At 68.4% G+C, this 17,103-nt stretch carries 18 protein-coding genes; 12 read left to right on the top strand and 6 right to left on the bottom strand.

Annotation, left to right across the window (positions count from 1 at the left end; genetic code table 11):
• Positions 1 to 66 precede the first annotated feature (66 nt).
• Genes argS through GGQ62_RS14120 form a run of 6 tightly spaced genes read left to right on the top strand, consistent with a single transcriptional unit; the run spans position 67 to position 6,231 of the window.
• A complete protein-coding gene (argS, locus tag GGQ62_RS14145) occupies positions 67 to 1,788 on the top strand; it encodes an arginine--tRNA ligase (protein ID WP_152578087.1) in 1,722 nt (573 codons plus the stop codon).
• Positions 1,788 to 2,666: an SPOR domain-containing protein gene (locus tag GGQ62_RS14140; protein WP_243446165.1), complete on the top strand. Its 879-nt coding sequence runs from the start codon at positions 1,788 to 1,790 to the stop codon at positions 2,664 to 2,666. Before argS ends, GGQ62_RS14140 begins: the two co-directional genes overlap by 1 nt.
• Before the next feature lie 4 nt (positions 2,667 to 2,670).
• A complete protein-coding gene (locus GGQ62_RS14135; RefSeq protein ID WP_152578088.1) occupies positions 2,671 to 3,711 on the top strand; it encodes a glycoside hydrolase family 3 N-terminal domain-containing protein in 1,041 nt (346 codons plus the stop codon).
• Positions 3,672 to 4,469, top strand: a complete 798-nt coding sequence (locus GGQ62_RS14130) for a segregation and condensation protein A (protein ID WP_152578089.1) — start codon at positions 3,672 to 3,674, stop codon at positions 4,467 to 4,469. Before GGQ62_RS14135 ends, GGQ62_RS14130 begins: the two co-directional genes overlap by 40 nt.
• Positions 4,470 to 4,519: 50 nt before the next feature.
• Positions 4,520 to 5,089 carry an SMC-Scp complex subunit ScpB gene (scpB, locus tag GGQ62_RS14125; protein ID WP_243446662.1) on the top strand — a complete coding sequence of 190 codons (570 nt, stop codon included), beginning with the start codon at positions 4,520 to 4,522 and terminating at the stop codon, positions 5,087 to 5,089.
• Positions 5,086 to 6,231, top strand: a complete 1,146-nt coding sequence (locus tag GGQ62_RS14120; protein ID WP_152578091.1) for an NAD(P)/FAD-dependent oxidoreductase — start codon at positions 5,086 to 5,088, stop codon at positions 6,229 to 6,231. The genes scpB and GGQ62_RS14120 overlap by 4 nt, the downstream gene beginning before the upstream one ends.
• Before the next feature lie 16 nt (positions 6,232 to 6,247).
• On the opposite strand, the gene GGQ62_RS14115 is transcribed toward GGQ62_RS14120, so the two are convergent.
• From GGQ62_RS14115 to GGQ62_RS14100, 4 genes are all read right to left on the bottom strand, one after another.
• Positions 6,248 to 7,615, bottom strand: a complete 1,368-nt coding sequence (locus tag GGQ62_RS14115; protein ID WP_167649683.1) for a sensor domain-containing diguanylate cyclase — start codon at positions 7,613 to 7,615, stop codon at positions 6,248 to 6,250.
• 8 nt (positions 7,616 to 7,623) lie between these two features.
• Positions 7,624 to 8,007, bottom strand: coding sequence for a PAS domain-containing protein (locus GGQ62_RS14110; RefSeq protein ID WP_243446166.1), 384 nt, complete (start codon positions 8,005 to 8,007; stop codon positions 7,624 to 7,626).
• 47 nt (positions 8,008 to 8,054) lie between these two features.
• Complete coding sequence (locus GGQ62_RS14105; RefSeq protein ID WP_152578093.1) at positions 8,055 to 8,804, bottom strand: EAL domain-containing protein; 750 nt, start codon at positions 8,802 to 8,804, stop codon at positions 8,055 to 8,057.
• 183 nt (positions 8,805 to 8,987) lie between these two features.
• Complete coding sequence (locus GGQ62_RS14100) at positions 8,988 to 9,680, bottom strand: cell cycle transcriptional regulator TrcR (protein ID WP_152578094.1); 693 nt, start codon at positions 9,678 to 9,680, stop codon at positions 8,988 to 8,990.
• A gap of 132 nt (positions 9,681 to 9,812) precedes the next feature.
• On the opposite strand from GGQ62_RS14100, the gene GGQ62_RS14095 reads away from it, so the two are divergent.
• The 5 genes from GGQ62_RS14095 to GGQ62_RS14075 all read left to right on the top strand — a co-directional run bounded on the left by GGQ62_RS14095 (position 9,813) and on the right by GGQ62_RS14075 (position 14,656).
• A complete protein-coding gene (locus tag GGQ62_RS14095; protein ID WP_152578095.1) occupies positions 9,813 to 10,241 on the top strand; it encodes a phosphate-starvation-inducible protein PsiE in 429 nt (142 codons plus the stop codon).
• Entirely contained in the window at positions 10,238 to 11,482 is a 1,245-nt protein-coding gene (gene kynU / locus GGQ62_RS14090) for a kynureninase (protein ID WP_243446167.1), read from the top strand. Before GGQ62_RS14095 ends, kynU begins: the two co-directional genes overlap by 4 nt.
• Positions 11,483 to 11,559: 77 nt before the next feature.
• Positions 11,560 to 12,165 carry a DUF4136 domain-containing protein gene (locus GGQ62_RS14085; protein ID WP_152578096.1) on the top strand — a complete coding sequence of 202 codons (606 nt, stop codon included), beginning with the start codon at positions 11,560 to 11,562 and terminating at the stop codon, positions 12,163 to 12,165.
• A 1-nt stretch (position 12,166) separates the two neighbouring features.
• The gene (locus GGQ62_RS14080; protein ID WP_243446168.1) at positions 12,167 to 13,531 is read left to right on the top strand and encodes a M20/M25/M40 family metallo-hydrolase; all 1,365 of its coding nucleotides are present in this window, start codon (positions 12,167 to 12,169) and stop codon (positions 13,529 to 13,531) included.
• Between the two features lie 54 nt (positions 13,532 to 13,585).
• Entirely contained in the window at positions 13,586 to 14,656 is a 1,071-nt protein-coding gene (locus GGQ62_RS14075) for an aminoglycoside phosphotransferase family protein (protein ID WP_152578098.1), read from the top strand.
• Position 14,657: 1 nt separating this feature from the next.
• On the opposite strand, the gene GGQ62_RS14070 is transcribed toward GGQ62_RS14075, so the two are convergent.
• Positions 14,658 to 15,782 carry an Rv3169 family protein gene (locus GGQ62_RS14070; RefSeq protein ID WP_152578099.1) on the bottom strand — a complete coding sequence of 375 codons (1,125 nt, stop codon included), beginning with the start codon at positions 15,780 to 15,782 and terminating at the stop codon, positions 14,658 to 14,660.
• 82 nt (positions 15,783 to 15,864) lie between these two features.
• Positions 15,865 to 16,860 carry an NAD(P)H-quinone oxidoreductase gene (locus tag GGQ62_RS14065; RefSeq protein WP_152578100.1) on the bottom strand — a complete coding sequence of 332 codons (996 nt, stop codon included), beginning with the start codon at positions 16,858 to 16,860 and terminating at the stop codon, positions 15,865 to 15,867.
• Positions 16,861 to 16,904: 44 nt separating this feature from the next.
• Here GGQ62_RS14065 and GGQ62_RS14060 point away from each other — a divergent pair, with 44 nt between their 5' ends.
• The gene (locus GGQ62_RS14060) at positions 16,905 to 17,102 is read left to right on the top strand and encodes a DUF1192 family protein (RefSeq protein ID WP_152578101.1); all 198 of its coding nucleotides are present in this window, start codon (positions 16,905 to 16,907) and stop codon (positions 17,100 to 17,102) included.
• The last annotated feature ends 1 nt before the right edge of the window (position 17,103 follow it).

Raw genomic sequence — 17,103 nt, 5'->3', positions numbered from 1 at the left:
TGGGGGATGACGCCAGCCGCGCCGGGCAGTAGGAGGGACTTGCAACCTCCCGCACCGGACCCCGCCTTGAACCTCTATCCGCGTTTTGCTGCCCATGTCGCCACCGCCCTCGCCACGTTGATGGCGGAAGGTGACCTTCCGGCGGGTCTCGACACGCGCGCCGTCGCCGTCGAACCACCCCGCGACCCGAGCCATGGCGATCTCGCCACGAACGCGGCGATGGTGCTGGCGAAGCCCGCCGGCATGAAACCGCGCGATATCGCCATGCTGCTGGCGCTCAAGCTCAACCGTCTCGATGACGTCGCACAGGCCGAGGTGGCAGGGCCCGGCTTTCTCAACCTGCGGCTCAGCCCCGATGTCTGGCGTGCCGAAATCACCGCCATCCACGCTGCCGGCGCCGATTATGGCCGGTCGACGATGGGCGGCGGCCACCGGGTCAATGTCGAATATGTATCGGCCAACCCCACCGGCCCCATGCACATGGGCCATTGTCGCGGCGCCGTGGTCGGCGATGCGCTGGCAGCGACGCTGGAGTTCGCCGGTTTCGACGTGACCCGCGAATATTATATCAACGATGCCGGCGGCCAGGTCGACACGCTCGCTCGATCGGCGCACCTGCGCTATCGTGAGGCGCTCGGCGAAACCATCGCCATTCCCGAAGGCTTCTACCCCGGCGATTACCTGGTCCCCGTTGGCGAGGCGCTCGCCGCCGATTTCGGCCCGCGCTATGTCGGCGCGCCCGAGGCCGAATGGCTGCCGGCGTTCCGCAGCCGCACCGTCGCGCTGATGATGGACCGCATCCGCGACGACCTGCTGCTGCTCGGCATCAAGCAGGACGTGTTCTTTTCCGAAGCGTCCTTGGGCGACCGGGTCCAGCAGGCGCTCGACACGCTCGACGCCAAGGGGCTGATTTATGAAGGCGTCCTCGAAGCGCCCAAGGGCGAGGCCGCCGATGATTGGGAACCGCGCCCGCAGACCTTGTTCCGCGCCAGCCAGTTCGGCGACGACACCGACCGCGCGCTGAAGAAATCGGACGGCAGCTGGACCTATTTCGCCGGCGACGTCGCCTATCACTGGGACAAGCTGGAGCGGGGCTATTCGGCGCTGGTCGACATGTTCGGCGCCGACCATGGCGGCTATGTCAAACGCATGCAGGCCGCGGTGCGGGCACTCAGCGACAACAAGGTACCGCTCGACATCAAGATCGTCCAGATGGTCAAGCTGCTGCGCGCCGGCGAGCCGGTGAAGATGTCGAAGCGGTCGGGCAATTTCGTCACGCTGGCCGATGTGGTGGAGGAGGTCGGCAAGGACGTCGTGCGCTTCATCATGCTGACCAAGCGCAGCGATTCCCAACTCGATTTCGACTTTGCCAAGGTCGTCGAGCAATCGCGCGACAATCCGGTTTTCTACGTCCAGTACGCCCATGCCCGCATCGCCTCGCTCGGCCGCAAGGCGAAGGAGGCCGGCATCGACCTGCCGCCGCCCGACCTCGCCCTGCTCGACGATGCCGACCTGGCGCTGGTCAAGACCGCGGCGCTGTGGCCGCGCATCGTCGAACAAGCGGCCGACGCACGCGAGCCGCACCGCATCGCCTTTTACCTCGGCGATCTCGCCGCTGTCTTCCACACCCAGTGGAACATGGGCAATGACGACGCCGCGCGCCGTTTCGTCCGCGCCGACGCCCCGGCATTGACCGCCGCGCGCCTCCACCTCGCCGATGCCGTCGGCCAGGTCATCCGCAACGGCCTGGCGGTGATGGGCGTCGAAGCCGCCGACGAGCTGCACTGATGGCCCGCCGCGCCGATGATGACGACGCGCCCTGGCTCGCCGAAGCCCAACCGGCGGCCCGCACCGTGGTCAGCCGGCGATCGCTGTTCTGGACATTGTTCATCGTGCTGGCGCTCGCCACGGTCGCTGCGGTCGGCCTTATCCTGCTGATGTCGAAAAAGGACGGCGGTTCGACCCAGGGCTATATGAATGCCGAACAGGCACCGGTCATCACGGCGGAGCCGGGACCGTACAAGATCCCCCCCACCGACCCCGCCGGCATGAAGATCGATGGCCTCGACGGCAGCATGTACACGGCCGGCGAAGGCATCGACACGGGCAGCAATATCGACCCCAATCTGGCGGCGGAAACCCCGCTGCCGCGTCCCGGAACGCCCGGTGCCACCGGCGCGCCGCGCGAACTGGTCCCCGAAGGCGTCAGCGATCCGATTCCCCCGATCATCGCGCCGGCGACGCCGCGCACCGCGACGCCGCCCGCCGCATCGGTGGTGACCGTCAAGCCGCCAGCGCCGGTGGCCAAGCCCGCGCCAGGTCAGGCACCAGGCCCGGCGCCGACGCCGACACGCCCCGCCGCCGCCGCGCCAAGGGCCGAAGCGCCGCGGCCCGACCCTGCAAGATCCGAACCGGCCAGGCCCGATGCCGCCAAGGCGAATCCGGGCAAGGCCGGCACCGTCCAGCTCGGCGCCTTTTCGAGCGAGGACAAGGCGAACGCCGCCTGGGCCAGCCTCGCCGGCAAACATGGTCTGGCCGGCAAGCGCATCGTCACCGTCGAAAGCGGCGGCAAGACACTGTATCGCCTGCGGGCCGCCAGCGGCGACACCGCTGCCACCTGCGCAAAGCTGAAGGCAGCCGGCGACGCCTGCGCCGCCGTGGAGTAACGCCTTGCAACCGACCTTCCTCGGCCTCGAAGGCCTCGCCCTCACACCCGACGAAACGGCGCTGTTCCGCGCTGCCGACCCGGCCGGCTATATCCTGTTCAAACGCAATATCGACACCCCGGACCAGGTCCGCGCGCTGACCGCCAGCCTGACCGATCTCGCCGGCCGCGCCCTGCCCATCCTGATCGACCAGGAAGGCGGCCGGGTCGCGCGCCTGCGCCCGCCGCACTGGCCGGAATATCCCGCCGGCGACGTCTTTGCGCAGTTGTACGACAAGGCGCCGGTCACTGCGATGGAAGCTGCTCGCCTCAACGCCCTGTCGCTCGCCGCACTGCTCCGCGACCTCGGCATCACCGTCGATTGCCTGCCGCTGCTCGATGTCCGCGATCCCGGCGGCCATGACATCATCGGCGACCGTGCCTATGGCGCCGATCCGATGCAGGTGGCGGCGCTCGGCCGCATGACGCTCGACGGCCTGGCGCAGGGCGGCGTCTGCGGCGTCGTCAAGCACATCCCGGGCCATGGCCGCGCCGCCGCCGACAGCCATCTGGAACTTCCCGTCGTCACCGCGAGCCGCGCCGAACTGGAGCGCGATTTCCGGCCCTTCCGGACGCTGAACTGGGCCCCGATGGCGATGACCGCGCATGTCACCTACACCGCGCTCGACCCCGATCGCTGCGCCACCCTGTCGCCGATCGTCATCGACCTCATCCGCACCGACATCGGCTTCCAGAATCTGTTGATGTCCGACGATATCGGCATGAAGGCGCTTGGCGCCCCCAGCGCCGGTGGCTATCCGGCGGGCAGCAATGCGCTCGCAGACTTCGGCGCCCGCGCCCTCGCCTGCCTCGACGCCGGCTGCGACATCGCCCTCCATTGCTCCGGCGACTTCGCCGAGATGCGCTCCGTCTGCGAGGCGGTTCCCGAGATCGGCGCGGCTGCCCGGGCCCGGCTCGACGCCGCCATGGCCAGCATAGCCTCCGGCGACGCCACGCCTGCCGCCCAATGGGCCGACGCCCGCGATCGCCTGCTGGCGCTTGCGTGACCGAGGCGGACGCCTTCGACGCTCCCCACCGCAGCGGCGCCAGCACGCTCGTCCTGCAACTCGGCAGCTGGGAAGGCCCGCTCGACCTGCTGCTCGCCCTCGCCCGCAGCCAGAAGGTCGATCTCGCGCAGATCTCCATTCTGGCGCTGGTCGACCAGTATCTCGCCTTCATCCGCGACGCCCGCGCGCTCAGCCTCGAACTCGCCGCCGATTATCTCGTCATGGCGGCCTGGCTCGCCTATCTCAAATCGGCGCTGCTGCTGCCCCCCGATCCCGAGGCGGAACCCGACCCGCACGACCTGGCGCTGAAGCTGCAGTTCCAGTTGCAGCGCCTCGATGCCATGCGCGACGCGGGCGCCCGCCTCCTCGCCCGCCCGCAGCGCGGCTGGGACACGTTCACCCGCGCCAACCCCGAAGGTCTGACGCGCGAAACCATCGCGCGCTACGATACCAGCTACTTCGACCTCGTCACGGCCTATGGCGCCATCAAGGCGCGCAGCAACGCCAACGTCCATGTCGTCCGTCGCCGCCCGGTCATGGCGCTCGACGAAGCCATCGAACGCCTTGAACGCCTGCTCGGCGCCAGCCTCGACTGGACCGAATTGTCGCGCTTCCTTCCCGACGACCTCTCCGACGAAAGCTATGCCCGCTCGGTGCTTGCCAGCAGCTTTGTCGCCGCGCTGGAACTGACGCGGCTCGGCAAGGCCAGCCTCAGCCAGGGGGCCGCCTTCGCGCCGATATTGGTGCGCGCGCGATGAACGGCCCTGGCGGCCCCATTGCAGACAACGCGGGGATCGCCAGCGCGCCCGTGACCGACTTCGAAACCCTGCGCGCGCTCGAAGCAGTGATCTTCGCTGCCGCCGCCCCGCTCACCCTCGCCGACATTGCCGCCCATGTCGGCCAGCGCGGCGACCTGCCCGCCCTGCTCGCCGAACTGGCGGACAGCTATGCGCCGGGCGGCATAAACCTCGTCGAACGCGGCGGCCGCTGGCAGTTCCAGACCGCGGCCGACCTTGCCCATCATCTGCGGCCGGCGCGCGAGCAGGTGCGCAAACTGTCGCGCGCCGCGGTCGAAACACTCGCCATCATCGCCTATCACGAACCCGTCACCCGCCCTGAAATCGAGGAAATCCGCGGCGTCGCGGTCTCCGCCGGCACCATCGACGTGCTGCTTGAGGCGGGCTGGATCCGCCCCGCCGGCCGCCGCGAAACCCCGGGCCGGCCGCTGCAATATGCCACCACGCCGGGTTTTCTCGTCCATTTCAACCTGACCAGCCGGCGCGACCTGCCCGGCATCGCCGATCTGAAGGCCGCCGGCCTGCTCGATCGCGAACCGCCCACCGAACTCGCCTTGCCCTTCAGCGGAGACCGCGAATGATCACCAGCCGCCGCACGCTCATGGCCGGCATCGGCGGCCTTGGCCTGTCGGGCTGCGTCGCGGCGACGCCCAGGCTTGCCGCCGCGCCCGGCTTCGCACCGCAGCCGCTGGCGCCGCTGCGGATGGACCCCGACCGCATCACCCATATCACCGTCTGCCTGCGCCCGTTTCGCGCCGCCGGGCCGCGCATGGATATCGAAACCATCGGGGGCAAGCGCGTCGTCCACAATTATGGCCATGGCGGCAGCGGCTGGTCGCTGTCCTGGGGCGCCGCCGCCATTGCCGCGCGCAATGCCATGGCGGATGGCCGCCGGGACATCGCCGTCATCGGCTGCGGCGCCATCGGCATCACCACGGCGCTGACGCTGCAGCGCGCCGGCGCCCGCGTCACCATCTATGCCCGGGAACGCCTGCCGCAGACCCGCTCCGCCCGCGCCACCGGCACCTGGTCCCCCGATTCGCGCATCGCCGATGCCAACGCCGTCACCGCGCAATTTCCGGCGCTGTGGGAGGCGATGGCTCGTGCCAGCTTCCCCATCCACCAAAGCTATGTCGGGCTCCCCGGCGATCCGGTGGTGTGGTCTGACCGCTACACGCTGCTGTCGCCCGGCCTCCCGCGCCCGCCGCGACCCGCCGGCGCCATTCACTTTGCCGAATATGGCGAGCGCATCGCCGATATCGTGCCGCCGTTCCGCAGCCTGTCCCGCGCCCAGCATCCGTTTCCGGTCGACACCGTCCGCCACGGCACGTCGATGCAGTTCAACGTCGCCGCGCTCGGCCAGCGGTTGATGCAGGATTTCCTCATCGAAGGGGGTCATATCGAGCAGGCGCATTTCGAAACGCCCGCCGACTTTGCCCGGCTGTCGCAGCCGGTGGTGGTCAACTGCACCGGTTACGGCGCCCGCGCGCTGATGCGCGATGACAGCATCGTCCCGGTCCGCGGCCAGATCGCCTGGCTGGCGCCGCAACCGGAGGTCCGTTACGGCCTCTATTATCGCTCGGTCTCGATCTTGCCGCGCAACGACGGCATCGTTGTCCAATATGTCGGCGACAGCGACATGTGGGGCTATGGCATCGACAGCGAAACCCCCGATCGCGGCGAAGCCGAACGCGCCATCGCCGTCGTGGCGGCGCTGTTCTGACCGACCGCGACGACAATCACGGCGGTGTCAGATCGGCGGCCCGGCGACGCCTGGCGCGTGGCACCGGCGACGTCACCGCAACCGGCGACGATACAGGCGAGGATAGCGCCGGCTCGACGCGATTGCGGCCGCCGCGCTTGGCGCGGTACAGGCAACGGTCAGCCACCTCGAGCGCCTCGGCGAGCGAAATGCCGTTGCCGTCCATGACGGCGCACCCGAAGCTGGCGGTGATGTTGATGACCGCGTCGCCAAGTTGCACCGGCATGGCGGCGATCGCGATGCGGAGCCGTTCCGCCGTGCGGACGGAGCCGTCCAGGTCCATGCCCGGCAGCAGCACGACGAACTCCTCGCCGCCCATGCGCGCAAAGGTATCGGTGGCGCGCAGCAGGGAGCGGCACAATCGGGTCAGCAGCTTCAGCGTGGTGTCGCCGGCGGCATGGCCATGATTGTCGTTGATCTGCTTGAAGCAATCGATGTCGAGAACGATGATCGAAAGCGGCGCTTCGTTGAGGTTGCGCCGGCTTCGCTGCCGCTCGGCCAGTTCGAAAAAGTGCGCCCGATTGCACGCCCCGGTAAGGTGGTCGGTGGTCAGCATCTCCTTCAGTCGCGCGCTGTCGGAATCGCCGCGGGTCACGTCGCGCAGGACGACGGTATAGCCTGAAACGATCCGCTCGCCCCGGACCATGTCCTCGCTGCGCGCCGCCAGCAGGCGTTGACACCAGAAGCGCTCGCCATTCGCCCGTTGGCGCCAGCCTTCGTCGAGATGCCAGCCGTCGCGCTGCGCGATCGCCATCTGCTCCAGCGCGCTATAGGTCGATCCACCCTGTTCCGGCGTGTCGAACCGGTCGAGCCGCTGGCCGATCATCACTTCCTGGCTGGCGCCGGTCAGCAGGGCCGCGGCCGGGTTGACGCCGTCGATGATGCCATGGCGATCGAGCGAGATGACGGCAAAGTCGTTGACCGAATCGATCAGGGTGGCGAACCAGGTTTCGGCCTGCCGCAGCCGCCCTTCCTGGACGACCTGCTGCGACACGTCCGACAGCGTGGCAATCATCTTGCGATCATTGATCTTGATGAGCGTACACGACAGCACATGCGCATCGGCAGCGCCGTTCTTGCCGGCCGCATTGACGAAAATGCGAAGGTTCTCGCACAATGTCCCCTGTCGGTCGGTGAACTCCCTGATCTTGCTGCGCAATTCCGGTGAATAGCGGTTGAGCACGGTGAACAGGTTGACGACGATGCCGTCTGCGGAGATCGGCAGGAGCAGGTTCATCGCCATCGGATTGACCATGACGATGCCGCCGTCGAGCGTGGCCTGCACGATCCCGACCGGGCATGCGTAAAGCAGCTCCAGCGCATCCTCGAGATCCGTGTCGGCCATGTCAGCCATCAACGACCGGCAAGGTCACGCTCGACCAGGACGTAGCGCAACGGGACGTCGCGGGTTTGCAACAGCCGCAGCTTGACCGGGGTCGGCTTCATCCGCAGCGTCAGCACGAAGTCGATGACGGCGTCGAGTTCGGGCTCGTCCTCGAAACGCTGTGCCACCATGAAATTGTTCATGCACTGGGCGATATTGTCGAAAAACTGCCCGCCGACGACCCGCGACCGGGACAATCCGGCAAGCGCCGCTTCGGTGGCGTTGTAAACGACGACAAGGCCGTTGCGATCCAGCCCGATCACGCCATAGGACAAGGCGTCGAGGCCGGCGTCGTCCATCCCGTGCAAGGCGGCGGTTGAAATCGCATCGAAGCTCTGCATCTGTTTTCCCATGTCTTTCCAGGCCGGCGTCGTTACGGCGCACCGCCCAATTTGCTGCTTCAGCCGATGCCGGGAACGGAAATGGACAATTCCGGCGAAGGGTCTTCAGGTGCGATCGCGACGGGAAAGGACACCGGCACGATGGCGGCGAACGCCGGCCGGGCCAGCAGATATCCCTGCACGTAGCGAACGCCGAGGTGCCGGAGCACCGCGAGTTCGCCCGGCGTCTCGACGCCTTCGCCGATGACCGTCACGCCCAGTTCCCCGCTCATGCGCACGACATTCCCGACGATGGTGCGCTTTGCGGCGCTGGCGTCGATCCCGCAGATCAACTGCCGGTCGAGCTTGATGATATCGGGCTGGATCGCGGCCAGCAGCGAGAGGCCGGCAAAGCCCGCGCCGAAATCGTCGAGCGCGGTGGCGAAGCCCATCTTGCGATAGGCTTGGACGATCTCCGCCACATGGCGCGGGTCGGGCATGCGCTCGTTCTCGGTGAATTCGAAAATCAGCCGATCGGTGGGGAAGTCGTTGGCCCGCGCCGTCGCGAGGGTCAGCTGGATGCAGGCCAGCGGCGAATAGACCGCGTTGGGCAGGAAGTTGATCGACAGGCGCGCATCGGTTTCGAGAATGCCGGCTGCCACGGCACCCTCGATCGCGGCAACCCGGCATTTCTGGTCGAAGGCGTAGCGATTGGCTTCGCTGACCTTGGAAAGCACGCTCTGCGCGCTTTCGTTGTCGGGCCCGCGGACCAGCGCTTCATAGGCATGGACGCGTTCCAGCGCGAGGTCGACGATCGGCTGAAACGCCATGGCGATCGGGGCGGAAAAACCCGCGCCATCCCGGCACCCGGCACATGGCACCCGGGCGGGCGCCGCGTGATCGTGCAAATCGTCGCCTCTCGCCATCGGGCAGGCCTAGGCCGGCCCTGTGCGTCGAGTCGAGCCGGTAGAACTACGGTCGCGCGGCAGACGCCGTGTGCCGCATCGCCGCAGTTACCGCCGGAACAGCGCCTCGCCCTGTTCGAGCGCGGTTCCGCCATGCTGGACCGGCTCGCCATGTTCCTTGACATATTCGGCCGCGGTCCGTTCCGCCTGCAGCTGCTCGATCAGCGCGGCGCGGTCCTCGCCCAGCTTGCCGAGATCGGGCGAGGTGTCGATGCCGGCCTTCTTCGCCGCCGTCGCCACCAGCGCGTCCATTTCGCGCTGGCCTGCCAGGCCCAGCGTCACCGGGTCGCGCGCCTGCAGATTGGCATAGTTCCAGTGGCTCTTGTCGCGGATGGCGGCAATCGTCGTCTTGGTCGTGCCGATCAGCTTGGAAATCTGGTTGTCGGTGATCTCGGGATGGTTCTTGATGATCCACAGGATGCCGTCGGGCTTGTCCTGCCGTTTCGATACCGGCGTGTAGCGCGGGCCGGTGGTGCGGCGCGACTGTTCGGGCTGGCGCGACAGCTTCAGCGCATAATCCGGGTTGGCCTGGCCGCGGTCGAGCTCGCCCTGGCTCAGCTCGCCGTTGCGCACCGGGTCGCGCCCCGCAAGCTTGGTGGCTGCGGTATCGTCGGCAATCGCCTGGACTTCGAGGATATGCAGCCCGCAGAATGTGGCGATCTGTTCGAAGGTCAGCGCCGAATTGTCGACCAGCCAGGCAGCGGTCGCGTGCGGCATCAGCGGGTGGGTGGGAGCGGCCATGGTCAACCTTCACGTTTCAAAATGGAAACAGCCGCCCCTTTCCGGAGCGGCTGTGCCTTGACAGTGTAACCCGCGCGCCGCGCCCGTGCAACCCGCCACTGGCCATCTGCACGGCGCCTGATAAGGTGGGCCATGGCCGATGCTCCCACCCCCCGCGGCGACCATGGCGGCAAGGATGAGGAAGGCCTCGATCCCGCCACCCGCGCCTCGGCGCTGCGCGGCTTTCGCGCCATCGAACGCACGCTGCTGATCGTCATCGCCGTGATGACGCTCGCCGCCGCCGCGTTCGAAGTCGAGCGCGTCGTCGCTCTGCGGTCGGTCAACCTCGCCGATATCCTGCTGATGTTCCTCTATACCGAGGTCATCGGCATGATCGCGGTGTTCTATGGCGGCAAGGAATCGCCGTTCGTCTATCCGATCTTCATCGCCATCACCGCGCTCGCCCGGCTGATCGTGCTGCAGGGCAAGACCATGGCACCCGAAAACATCGTCTTCGAAGCCGGCGCCATCCTGCTGCTCGCGCTCGCCGCCGTCGTCATTGCCCGCACCAGCAGGTCATGATGCCGGCCGAACCGGCGGCAGCGGCCGACGAAACCATGCTGTCGGCACTCGACGCCGCCGACTCGCTCGCGCCCTTTCGCACCCGTTTCGCCCTGCCCGCCGGCATCGTCTATCTGGATGGCAACTCGCTCGGCCCGCTGCCGGCTGCGACCCCGGCGCTGCTCGCCGACGCCGTCACCCGCCAATGGGGCACGGGGCTGATCCGCAGCTGGAACGACGAGGCCTGGATCGACCTGCCCGCCACCATCGGCGCCGCTATTGCCCCGATCATCGGCGCCCCGCCGGACTGCGTGATCGCCTGCGATTCGGTTTCGGTCAATCTCTACAAGCTCGCCGGCGCCGCGCTGATGCTGCGCCCCGGCCGCCGGAAAATTCTCGTCGAGGCCGGTGATTTCCCCACCGATCGCTACATCCTCGATGGCCTGGCGCGCACCACCGGCGCGCGGTGCGAGGCAGTGCCACGCGGCGATGTCGCCGCCGCGATCGATGGCGACACCGCACTCGTCGTCCTCAGCCATGTTCACTTCAGCACCGGCGCCGTCCATGACATGGCGGCCTTGACGGCCGCCGCCCATGCCGCAGGCGCGCTGATCCTGTGGGATCTCAGCCATTCCGCCGGCGCGCTGGCGGTCGCGCTCGATGCTGACAACGCCGATTTCGCGGTGGGTTGCGGCTACAAATATCTGAACGGCGGCCCCGGTGCACCGGCATTTGCCTTCGCCGCGGCCCGCCACCACGCGGCGCTGCAGCCGCCGCTGCAGGGCTGGATGGGCCATGCCGCGCCATTTGCGTTCGCCGCCGACTGGTCGCCGGCCCCCGGCATCCGCCGACTGCTTGCCGGCACCCCGCCTGTCCTTGCCATGGCGGCACTTGCCGCCGGCGTCGCCACCTTCGCCGGTGTCGACATGGCGGCAGCCGAAGCCAAGTCGGCGGCGCTGGCGCAATGCTTCGCCCGCCTTGCCGCGGCGCGCTGCCCCGGCGTTGCCGTCGAAATGCCGCATCGGCTCCGTCATGGCGCCCAGGTCGTCCTGCGCCACCCGCAAGCACGCAGGGTCATGGCCGCGCTGATCGCCCATGGCGTCATCGGCGATTGCCGGCCGCCGGACCGGATGCGCTTCGGCTTTCCCGCGCTCTACACGCGCTTTGCCGATATCGGCATTGCCGTGGACACGCTTGCCGCCGTTCTCGCCAGCGGCGAATGGCAGGACGCGCGTTTCGATGCGCTCGGCCAGGTATCGTGACGGCCACGGCTTGCTACCGCGCGTCAGTCTGGTAGTTTGGAGCACATAATGTCGCACCGCTATCGGGGGGAACAACCATGAAGACTTTGAAATTTGCCGCCGTGCCCGTCGCCGCGGCGATGCTGGCGCTCGCTGCCTGCTCCAACAATCTTTATGCCGACGTCACCCGCTTCCATACCAACCAGCCAATCACCCGCGGCACGCTCGCGGTCGTCGCGATCGATCCGGCCATGGCCAACAACCTGGAATTTCGCACCCACGCCGAAACCGTCGCCATCCAGATGCGCCGGCTTGGCTATTCGACCGGGATGCCCGCCGCGCAGGTCGATTATATCGCGACGGTGGACATCACCCAGGCCGATGCCCAGGGCAATGTCACCCGCCCCGGCGTGACGGTGGGCGGCGGGGTCGGCGTGCCGATCGGCAACAACGCTGGCCTTGGCGCCAATGTCGCGGTGCCGGTCGGCGGCAGCCGCCGCAACCCGGCGCTGCGCACCACCACCCTGTCGGTCCGCATCCAGCGCCGCAGCGACAATACCCAGATCTGGGAGGGCCGCGCCACCAAGGAACTCGCCGCCAATGACGATCGCAGCGCCGCCACCAACGCCGTGCCGCTCCTCGCCGAAGCGCTGTTCCGGGACTTCCCCGGCACGCCGGGCCAGACCGTTCGCGTCCGTATCTGACTTGCGCCCGATTGTCCTCGCGGCGGTGCTGGCTGCCGCCGCGCCTGCCCATGGTGCCCCTGCGACCGTTGCCGACGCTCGGGCGCTCCTCGCCCGGGGCGTCGCGTTCGATACGGTCAAGGGCCGTGGCAAGGTCCCGGCCTATGCCGACTTCCTGAAATCGCAGCTGGTCGCCGCGGGTTTTGCGCCGGCGGACATCCGCATCACGCCTGTCGGCGAAACCGCCAACCTCCATCTTGCCTGGAAAGGCAACGGCACCCGTCCGCCGATCGCCATAACCGGGCACATGGACGTCGTCGAAGCCGATCCCAAGGACTGGGCGCGCGACCCCTTCACGGCCACCGAAGACGGGGGTTATCTGTTCGGCCGCGGCGTGGGTGACAACAAGTTCGACGTGTCGATGGTCGTTGCCACCCTTGCAGCAATGAAGCGCGAAGGCTTCCGGCCGAACCGCGACATCCACCTGTTCCTGTCAGGAGACGAGGAGACCGACGGCCTCACTGCGGAAAAACAGGCCGCCGAGGCCAAGGCCGCCGGTGTCGCGCTGATGCTCAACAGCGATGGCGGCGGCGGCCTCGATGCCGGCGGCGCCGCCAGCGGCTATTCACTGTCGGCGGCCGAGAAAACCTATGCCGACTACCGGCTGACCGTCACCAACCCCGGCGGCCACAGCAGCCGCCCGACCAGCCCCAATGCGATCGCCCAGCTGGCGGCGGCGGCTAGCCGCGTCGATGCCTATCGCTTTGCCCCGCAGATCAACGAGATCACCCGCGCCTCGCTGACCGCCGAGGGGCAGAAACAGGGCGGCGCCATCGGCAACGCCATGGTCGCCTTCGCCCGCAACCCCGGCGATGCCGCCGCCATCGCGACGCTGCGCGCCGACCCGGCCAGCATCGGCCAGATCGCCACCACTTGCGTCCCGACGATGATGACCGGCGGCCATGCCCCCAACGCCTTGCCGCAAAAGGCGGCGCTGACCGTCAACTGCCGCATTTTTCCGGGCACCAGTGTCGAAGCGACCCGCAAGACAATCGAAACCATCGTCGCCGACCCCGCGGTCAAGGTCGAAACCGCGCAGGAATGGGTATCGACGCCCGCATCGCCGCTGCGACCCGATGTCATGGCCGCCGTCACTCGCGCCGTCGCCGCCGCCCATCCGGGCATCGTGCCGGTCCCGGCAATGGACGCCGGCGCCAGCGACAGCGTCTATTACCGCGCCGTCGGTATTCCCTCCTATGGCGTCAGCGCGCTGTTCATGAAGCCCGAGGACCAGTTCGCCCATGGCCTCAACGAGCGCATTCCACTCGCCGCCATCGCCCCGGCGCTGACGCAGTGGCACAGCCTCATCACGGCAATGGCGCAATAACCCTGCCCAAAGCACCGGGTAACCCCGCCCGCGACGCCGGTCCATCATGCCCCGATGGACTTGCGCACCGCCGACACCATCGACCCCGCCTGGCTGACCACCGCCCTCCGCACCGCCGGCACCTTGCCCCACGGGCGCGTCACCAGCTTCACCCGCGCCCCCGTCGGCAACGGACTGGTGGCGGACAGCTACCGTTTCACCCTCGACTATGCCGATGCACCGCCCGAAGCCCCCGCCGCCATCATCGGCAAATTCCCCGCGCATGATCCCGTCAGCCGCAAATCGGGCAGCGACCATCTTCTGTATCTGCGCGAAGTCAGCTTCTACCGTGAGCTCGCCGCCAGCGTCGCCATCCACACCCCCCACGCCTATGCGGCGCTGATCGACCCTGTCAGCGACGATTTCGTGCTGCTGCTCGCCGACCTTGCGCCGGCCCGGCAGGGGGACCAGCTTGCCGGATGCAGCCTCGACGACGCCCGCACGGCCATGGCCGAGGCCGCCGCGCTCCATGGGCCGCGCTGGGGCGATCCGGCGCTGCCTGGGCTCGACTGGCTGGCGGTGCGCCCGGCGGCGCTGGCGGGGATGGTCGATGCCATGCTGCCGACCATCATCGGGCTGTTCCGCGAGCGTTTTTCAAGCCTGCTGCCGCCCGAACATCTGGCCATGGTCGAACGCCTGCCCGCTGCCATCATCGCGATGCGCACCGGCAACGACGCCCCGGTCACGGTCCAGCACGCCGATTTCCGCCTCGACAACATCATGTTCGACGTCAACGGCAGTCGCCGCATGGCGACGCTCGACTGGCAGACCGTCACCGCCGGCCCCGGCCTGACCGATGTCGCCTATTTCCTTTCGGCCGGCCTGTCCCCGGCCGATCGGCGCGCGCACGAAGCCGAACTGGTGCGCTTCTACCATGCCGAGCTGCTGCGCCGCGGCGTCACCGGCTATGGCTGGGACGCCTGCTGGCGCGATTATCGCCGCTTCACCCTCCACGGCATCCTCATGGGGGTGTTTTCGGCGCTGTCCGTCGAGCGCACCCCCCGCGCCGATGCGCTGTTCCTCAAGATGACCCAGGGCGCCTGCGAACAGGCCGCCGACCACGACAGCTTCGGCTATTGGCTGTGACCTATTTCGCCCCGTCCAGGAACGACGCAAACCCTGCCGGCGCATAGGGCCCGAACACCACTTGCTCGAGCACGCCGACCCCGGTCCGCGCCCCGTCGGTGGCACGCACCACCTGCTGGACGTGGAGATTTTCGGGCGCCAGCAAATCGAGCGCCGCGACGTCGAAGCTCTCCCCACCGATCGCCAGTTCGCCCTTCCACATCCCCTGCCCCCAGACCGGATGGCCATAGCCCAGCCCCTTCATCTGGAAGCGCAGAAGGGGTTCCAGCGCGATCGTGCGCACGGCTCCGTCATGCCCGACCAGGTCGATCTCGGCGCTGCGTGCCAGCCGGGTGCCCGGCACATAGGCCACCCTGTGCCGCGCCGTCGCCATCCGCTGGTCGCGGCCATCCTCGGTACCGGGAATATCGGCCTCGGCGGCATAGAGCGGCGCGACGATCCCTTCGCGCACCAGCGCCTGCCCCTGCGGCCCGTCGAAGAAGATCGCATGGGTGACATGGTCGTCCCAGACCAGCGGCGCCCACAGGAACATGATGCCGCCGGGCATGGCCGGCGCACCGCCGGTTTCGGGCTCGCCCACCCGGCGCACGCCCCAGCTGCGGTCCTTGGTGCCCCGGCACACCGCTTCGTCGACGCGGCACTCGCCATCGGGCGTCCGCACCACGCCGCTCCATCGCCCGAACTGGTCAAACCGCGTCGCGTCCATGACCCGGCGGCCGTTCTGCCACAATGTCTGCCGCGCTTCCTCGATGGCCGCCGTCCGGGCGGAAAAGGTCAGGTCGCAGGCGATGCCGGTCTCATTGTCGTCGAGGATGACCCGCGTCCGCCGCATCGGCTCGACGACTTCGATGCGGAACGGCCCTACCGCCATTTCGGTGCGCTCCACCGGCGCCCGCCGCGATCCATAAAAGCAATGCTGCCGCTGGCCCGGCCGCACCGTGCTGAAGGCGCAATCGAGGATGCCGCGGTGCGGATACACCGCCATGCCCAGCCCGAAATAATAGCTGCCGTCGGGCGCATAGCCGTTGAACCAGGTCCGGTCATAGGCATTGCGATCGCTCGTCGCCAGCACCGCCAGCGGCTCGGGCGTCTGGTGGACGGGATAGTCGTCGAGCCGGTTGAGCATGAGCGGTCCCTCGTTGGTTGCCACTGCTCTACCGGCGGCGGCCGCCCAAATCGCCTCTCGGTTGAGAGGGGAGGCCAGCCGCTCAGACGCTCAGCACGATCTTTCCCACATGCGTCCCCGCCTCCATCCGGCGATGTGCTTCCGCTGCCTCGACGAGCGGGAAGACCTTGTCGGTCACCGGCACGATCCGCCCGGCCTCGAACTCCGGCCAGATAACGCCTTCCAGCGTCTCGGCGATCGCGGTCTTGAATGCCACCGAACGCGGCCGCAGCATCGATCCGGTCAGCGTCAGCCGCTTGCGCATCACCGCCACCAGGTCGAGATCGGCGCGCGGGCCGCGCTGGAAGGCGATGCTGACATGGCGGCCATCGTCGGCGAGGCACTGCAGATTGCGCGGCACATAATCGCCGCCGACCATGTCGAGCACCAGGTCGACGCCGCGCCCATCCGTGATCCGCGCCACTTCGGCGACGAAATCCTGCGCCTTGTAGTCGATCGCGTGCGCCGCGCCCAGCGCCAGCGCCGCGGCGCATTTTTCACCGCTCCCCGCCGTGACGATCACCGTCATCCCCAGAGCCGTGCCGAGCTGGATTGCTGTCACGCCAATGCCGCTCGTGCCACCATGCACCAGCAGCGTCTCACCGGGGCGCGCATGGCCACGGTCCATGACATTCGACCAGACGGTGAACCAGGTTTCCGGCAGCCCGGCGGCATCGGTCAGCGCCATGCCCGACGGCACCGCCAGGCACTGGCCCGCCGGCGCCGTGCAATATTCGGCATAGCCGCCGCCGGCCACCAGCGCACAGACCGCATCGCCGACCCGCCAGCGCGTCACATCGGTCCCCAGCGCCACGATCGTCCCGGCAATCTCCAGCCCCGGGATCGTCGGTGCCCCCGGCGGCATCGGGTACAGCCCCTGGCGCTGCAGCACATCGGGACGGTTGACCCCGGCAGCAGCGACCTTGACGAGCACCTGCCCCGGCTCCGGCGTCGGCACCGGCCGGGTAACGGGCTGCAAAACCTCCGGGCCTCCCGCGGCGCTGGGGTCGATGGCGGTCATGGTGGCGGGAATGGTCATGCGCGGATATTGACTTGCCCGCCGCGCCGGTCAACGTCTGCTGCATGTTCGAAGACCCCGACCTGCCGCGCCGCAAGGCCGACACCCTGGCGGACCTGGCCCGCGAAGACCTCGACAAGCTGTCGGTCGCCGAGCTCGACGACCGCATCGCCGCGCTCGAGGCCGAACTGGCGCGAGCGAGGGCCAAGCGCACCGCGGCAGCCAGCTTCCGTGCCGCCGCCGACGAACTGTTCAAGCGATGAG

It is taken from the genome of Polymorphobacter fuscus, from assembly GCF_011927825.1.
In the GTDB taxonomy this organism is placed as follows: domain Bacteria; phylum Pseudomonadota; class Alphaproteobacteria; order Sphingomonadales; family Sphingomonadaceae; genus Sandarakinorhabdus; species Sandarakinorhabdus fusca.
The sequence above is the reverse complement of the archived record's forward strand: the minus strand, read 5'-3'. Positions and strand labels throughout refer to the sequence as shown.

What these genes read in the sequence shown, in the direction of transcription:
- GGQ62_RS14100 (WP_152578094.1), bottom strand. Translation starts at nt 9,680, where the DNA reads ATGGCCGCTCCCACCCACCCGCTGATGCCGCACGCGACCGCTGCCTGG.
- GGQ62_RS14070 (WP_152578099.1), bottom strand. Translation starts at nt 15,782, where the DNA reads ATGCTCAACCGGCTCGACGACTATCCCGTCCACCAGACGCCCGAGCCG.
- GGQ62_RS14060 (WP_152578101.1), top strand. Translation starts at nt 16,905, where the DNA reads ATGTTCGAAGACCCCGACCTGCCGCGCCGCAAGGCCGACACCCTGGCG.
- GGQ62_RS14120 (WP_152578091.1), top strand. Translation starts at nt 5,086, where the DNA reads ATGATCACCAGCCGCCGCACGCTCATGGCCGGCATCGGCGGCCTTGGC.
- GGQ62_RS14110 (WP_243446166.1), bottom strand. Translation starts at nt 8,007, where the DNA reads ATGGGAAAACAGATGCAGAGCTTCGATGCGATTTCAACCGCCGCCTTG.
- GGQ62_RS14085 (WP_152578096.1), top strand. Translation starts at nt 11,560, where the DNA reads ATGAAGACTTTGAAATTTGCCGCCGTGCCCGTCGCCGCGGCGATGCTG.
- GGQ62_RS14140 (WP_243446165.1), top strand. Translation starts at nt 1,788, where the DNA reads ATGGCCCGCCGCGCCGATGATGACGACGCGCCCTGGCTCGCCGAAGCC.
- kynU (WP_243446167.1), top strand. Translation starts at nt 10,238, where the DNA reads ATGATGCCGGCCGAACCGGCGGCAGCGGCCGACGAAACCATGCTGTCG.
- GGQ62_RS14095 (WP_152578095.1), top strand. Translation starts at nt 9,813, where the DNA reads ATGGCCGATGCTCCCACCCCCCGCGGCGACCATGGCGGCAAGGATGAG.
- GGQ62_RS14065 (WP_152578100.1), bottom strand. Translation starts at nt 16,860, where the DNA reads ATGACCATTCCCGCCACCATGACCGCCATCGACCCCAGCGCCGCGGGA.
- GGQ62_RS14115 (WP_167649683.1), bottom strand. Translation starts at nt 7,615, where the DNA reads ATGGCCGACACGGATCTCGAGGATGCGCTGGAGCTGCTTTACGCATGC.
- GGQ62_RS14075 (WP_152578098.1), top strand. Translation starts at nt 13,586, where the DNA reads ATGGACTTGCGCACCGCCGACACCATCGACCCCGCCTGGCTGACCACC.
- GGQ62_RS14105 (WP_152578093.1), bottom strand. Translation starts at nt 8,804, where the DNA reads ATGGCGTTTCAGCCGATCGTCGACCTCGCGCTGGAACGCGTCCATGCC.
- GGQ62_RS14130 (WP_152578089.1), top strand. Translation starts at nt 3,672, where the DNA reads ATGGGCCGACGCCCGCGATCGCCTGCTGGCGCTTGCGTGACCGAGGCG.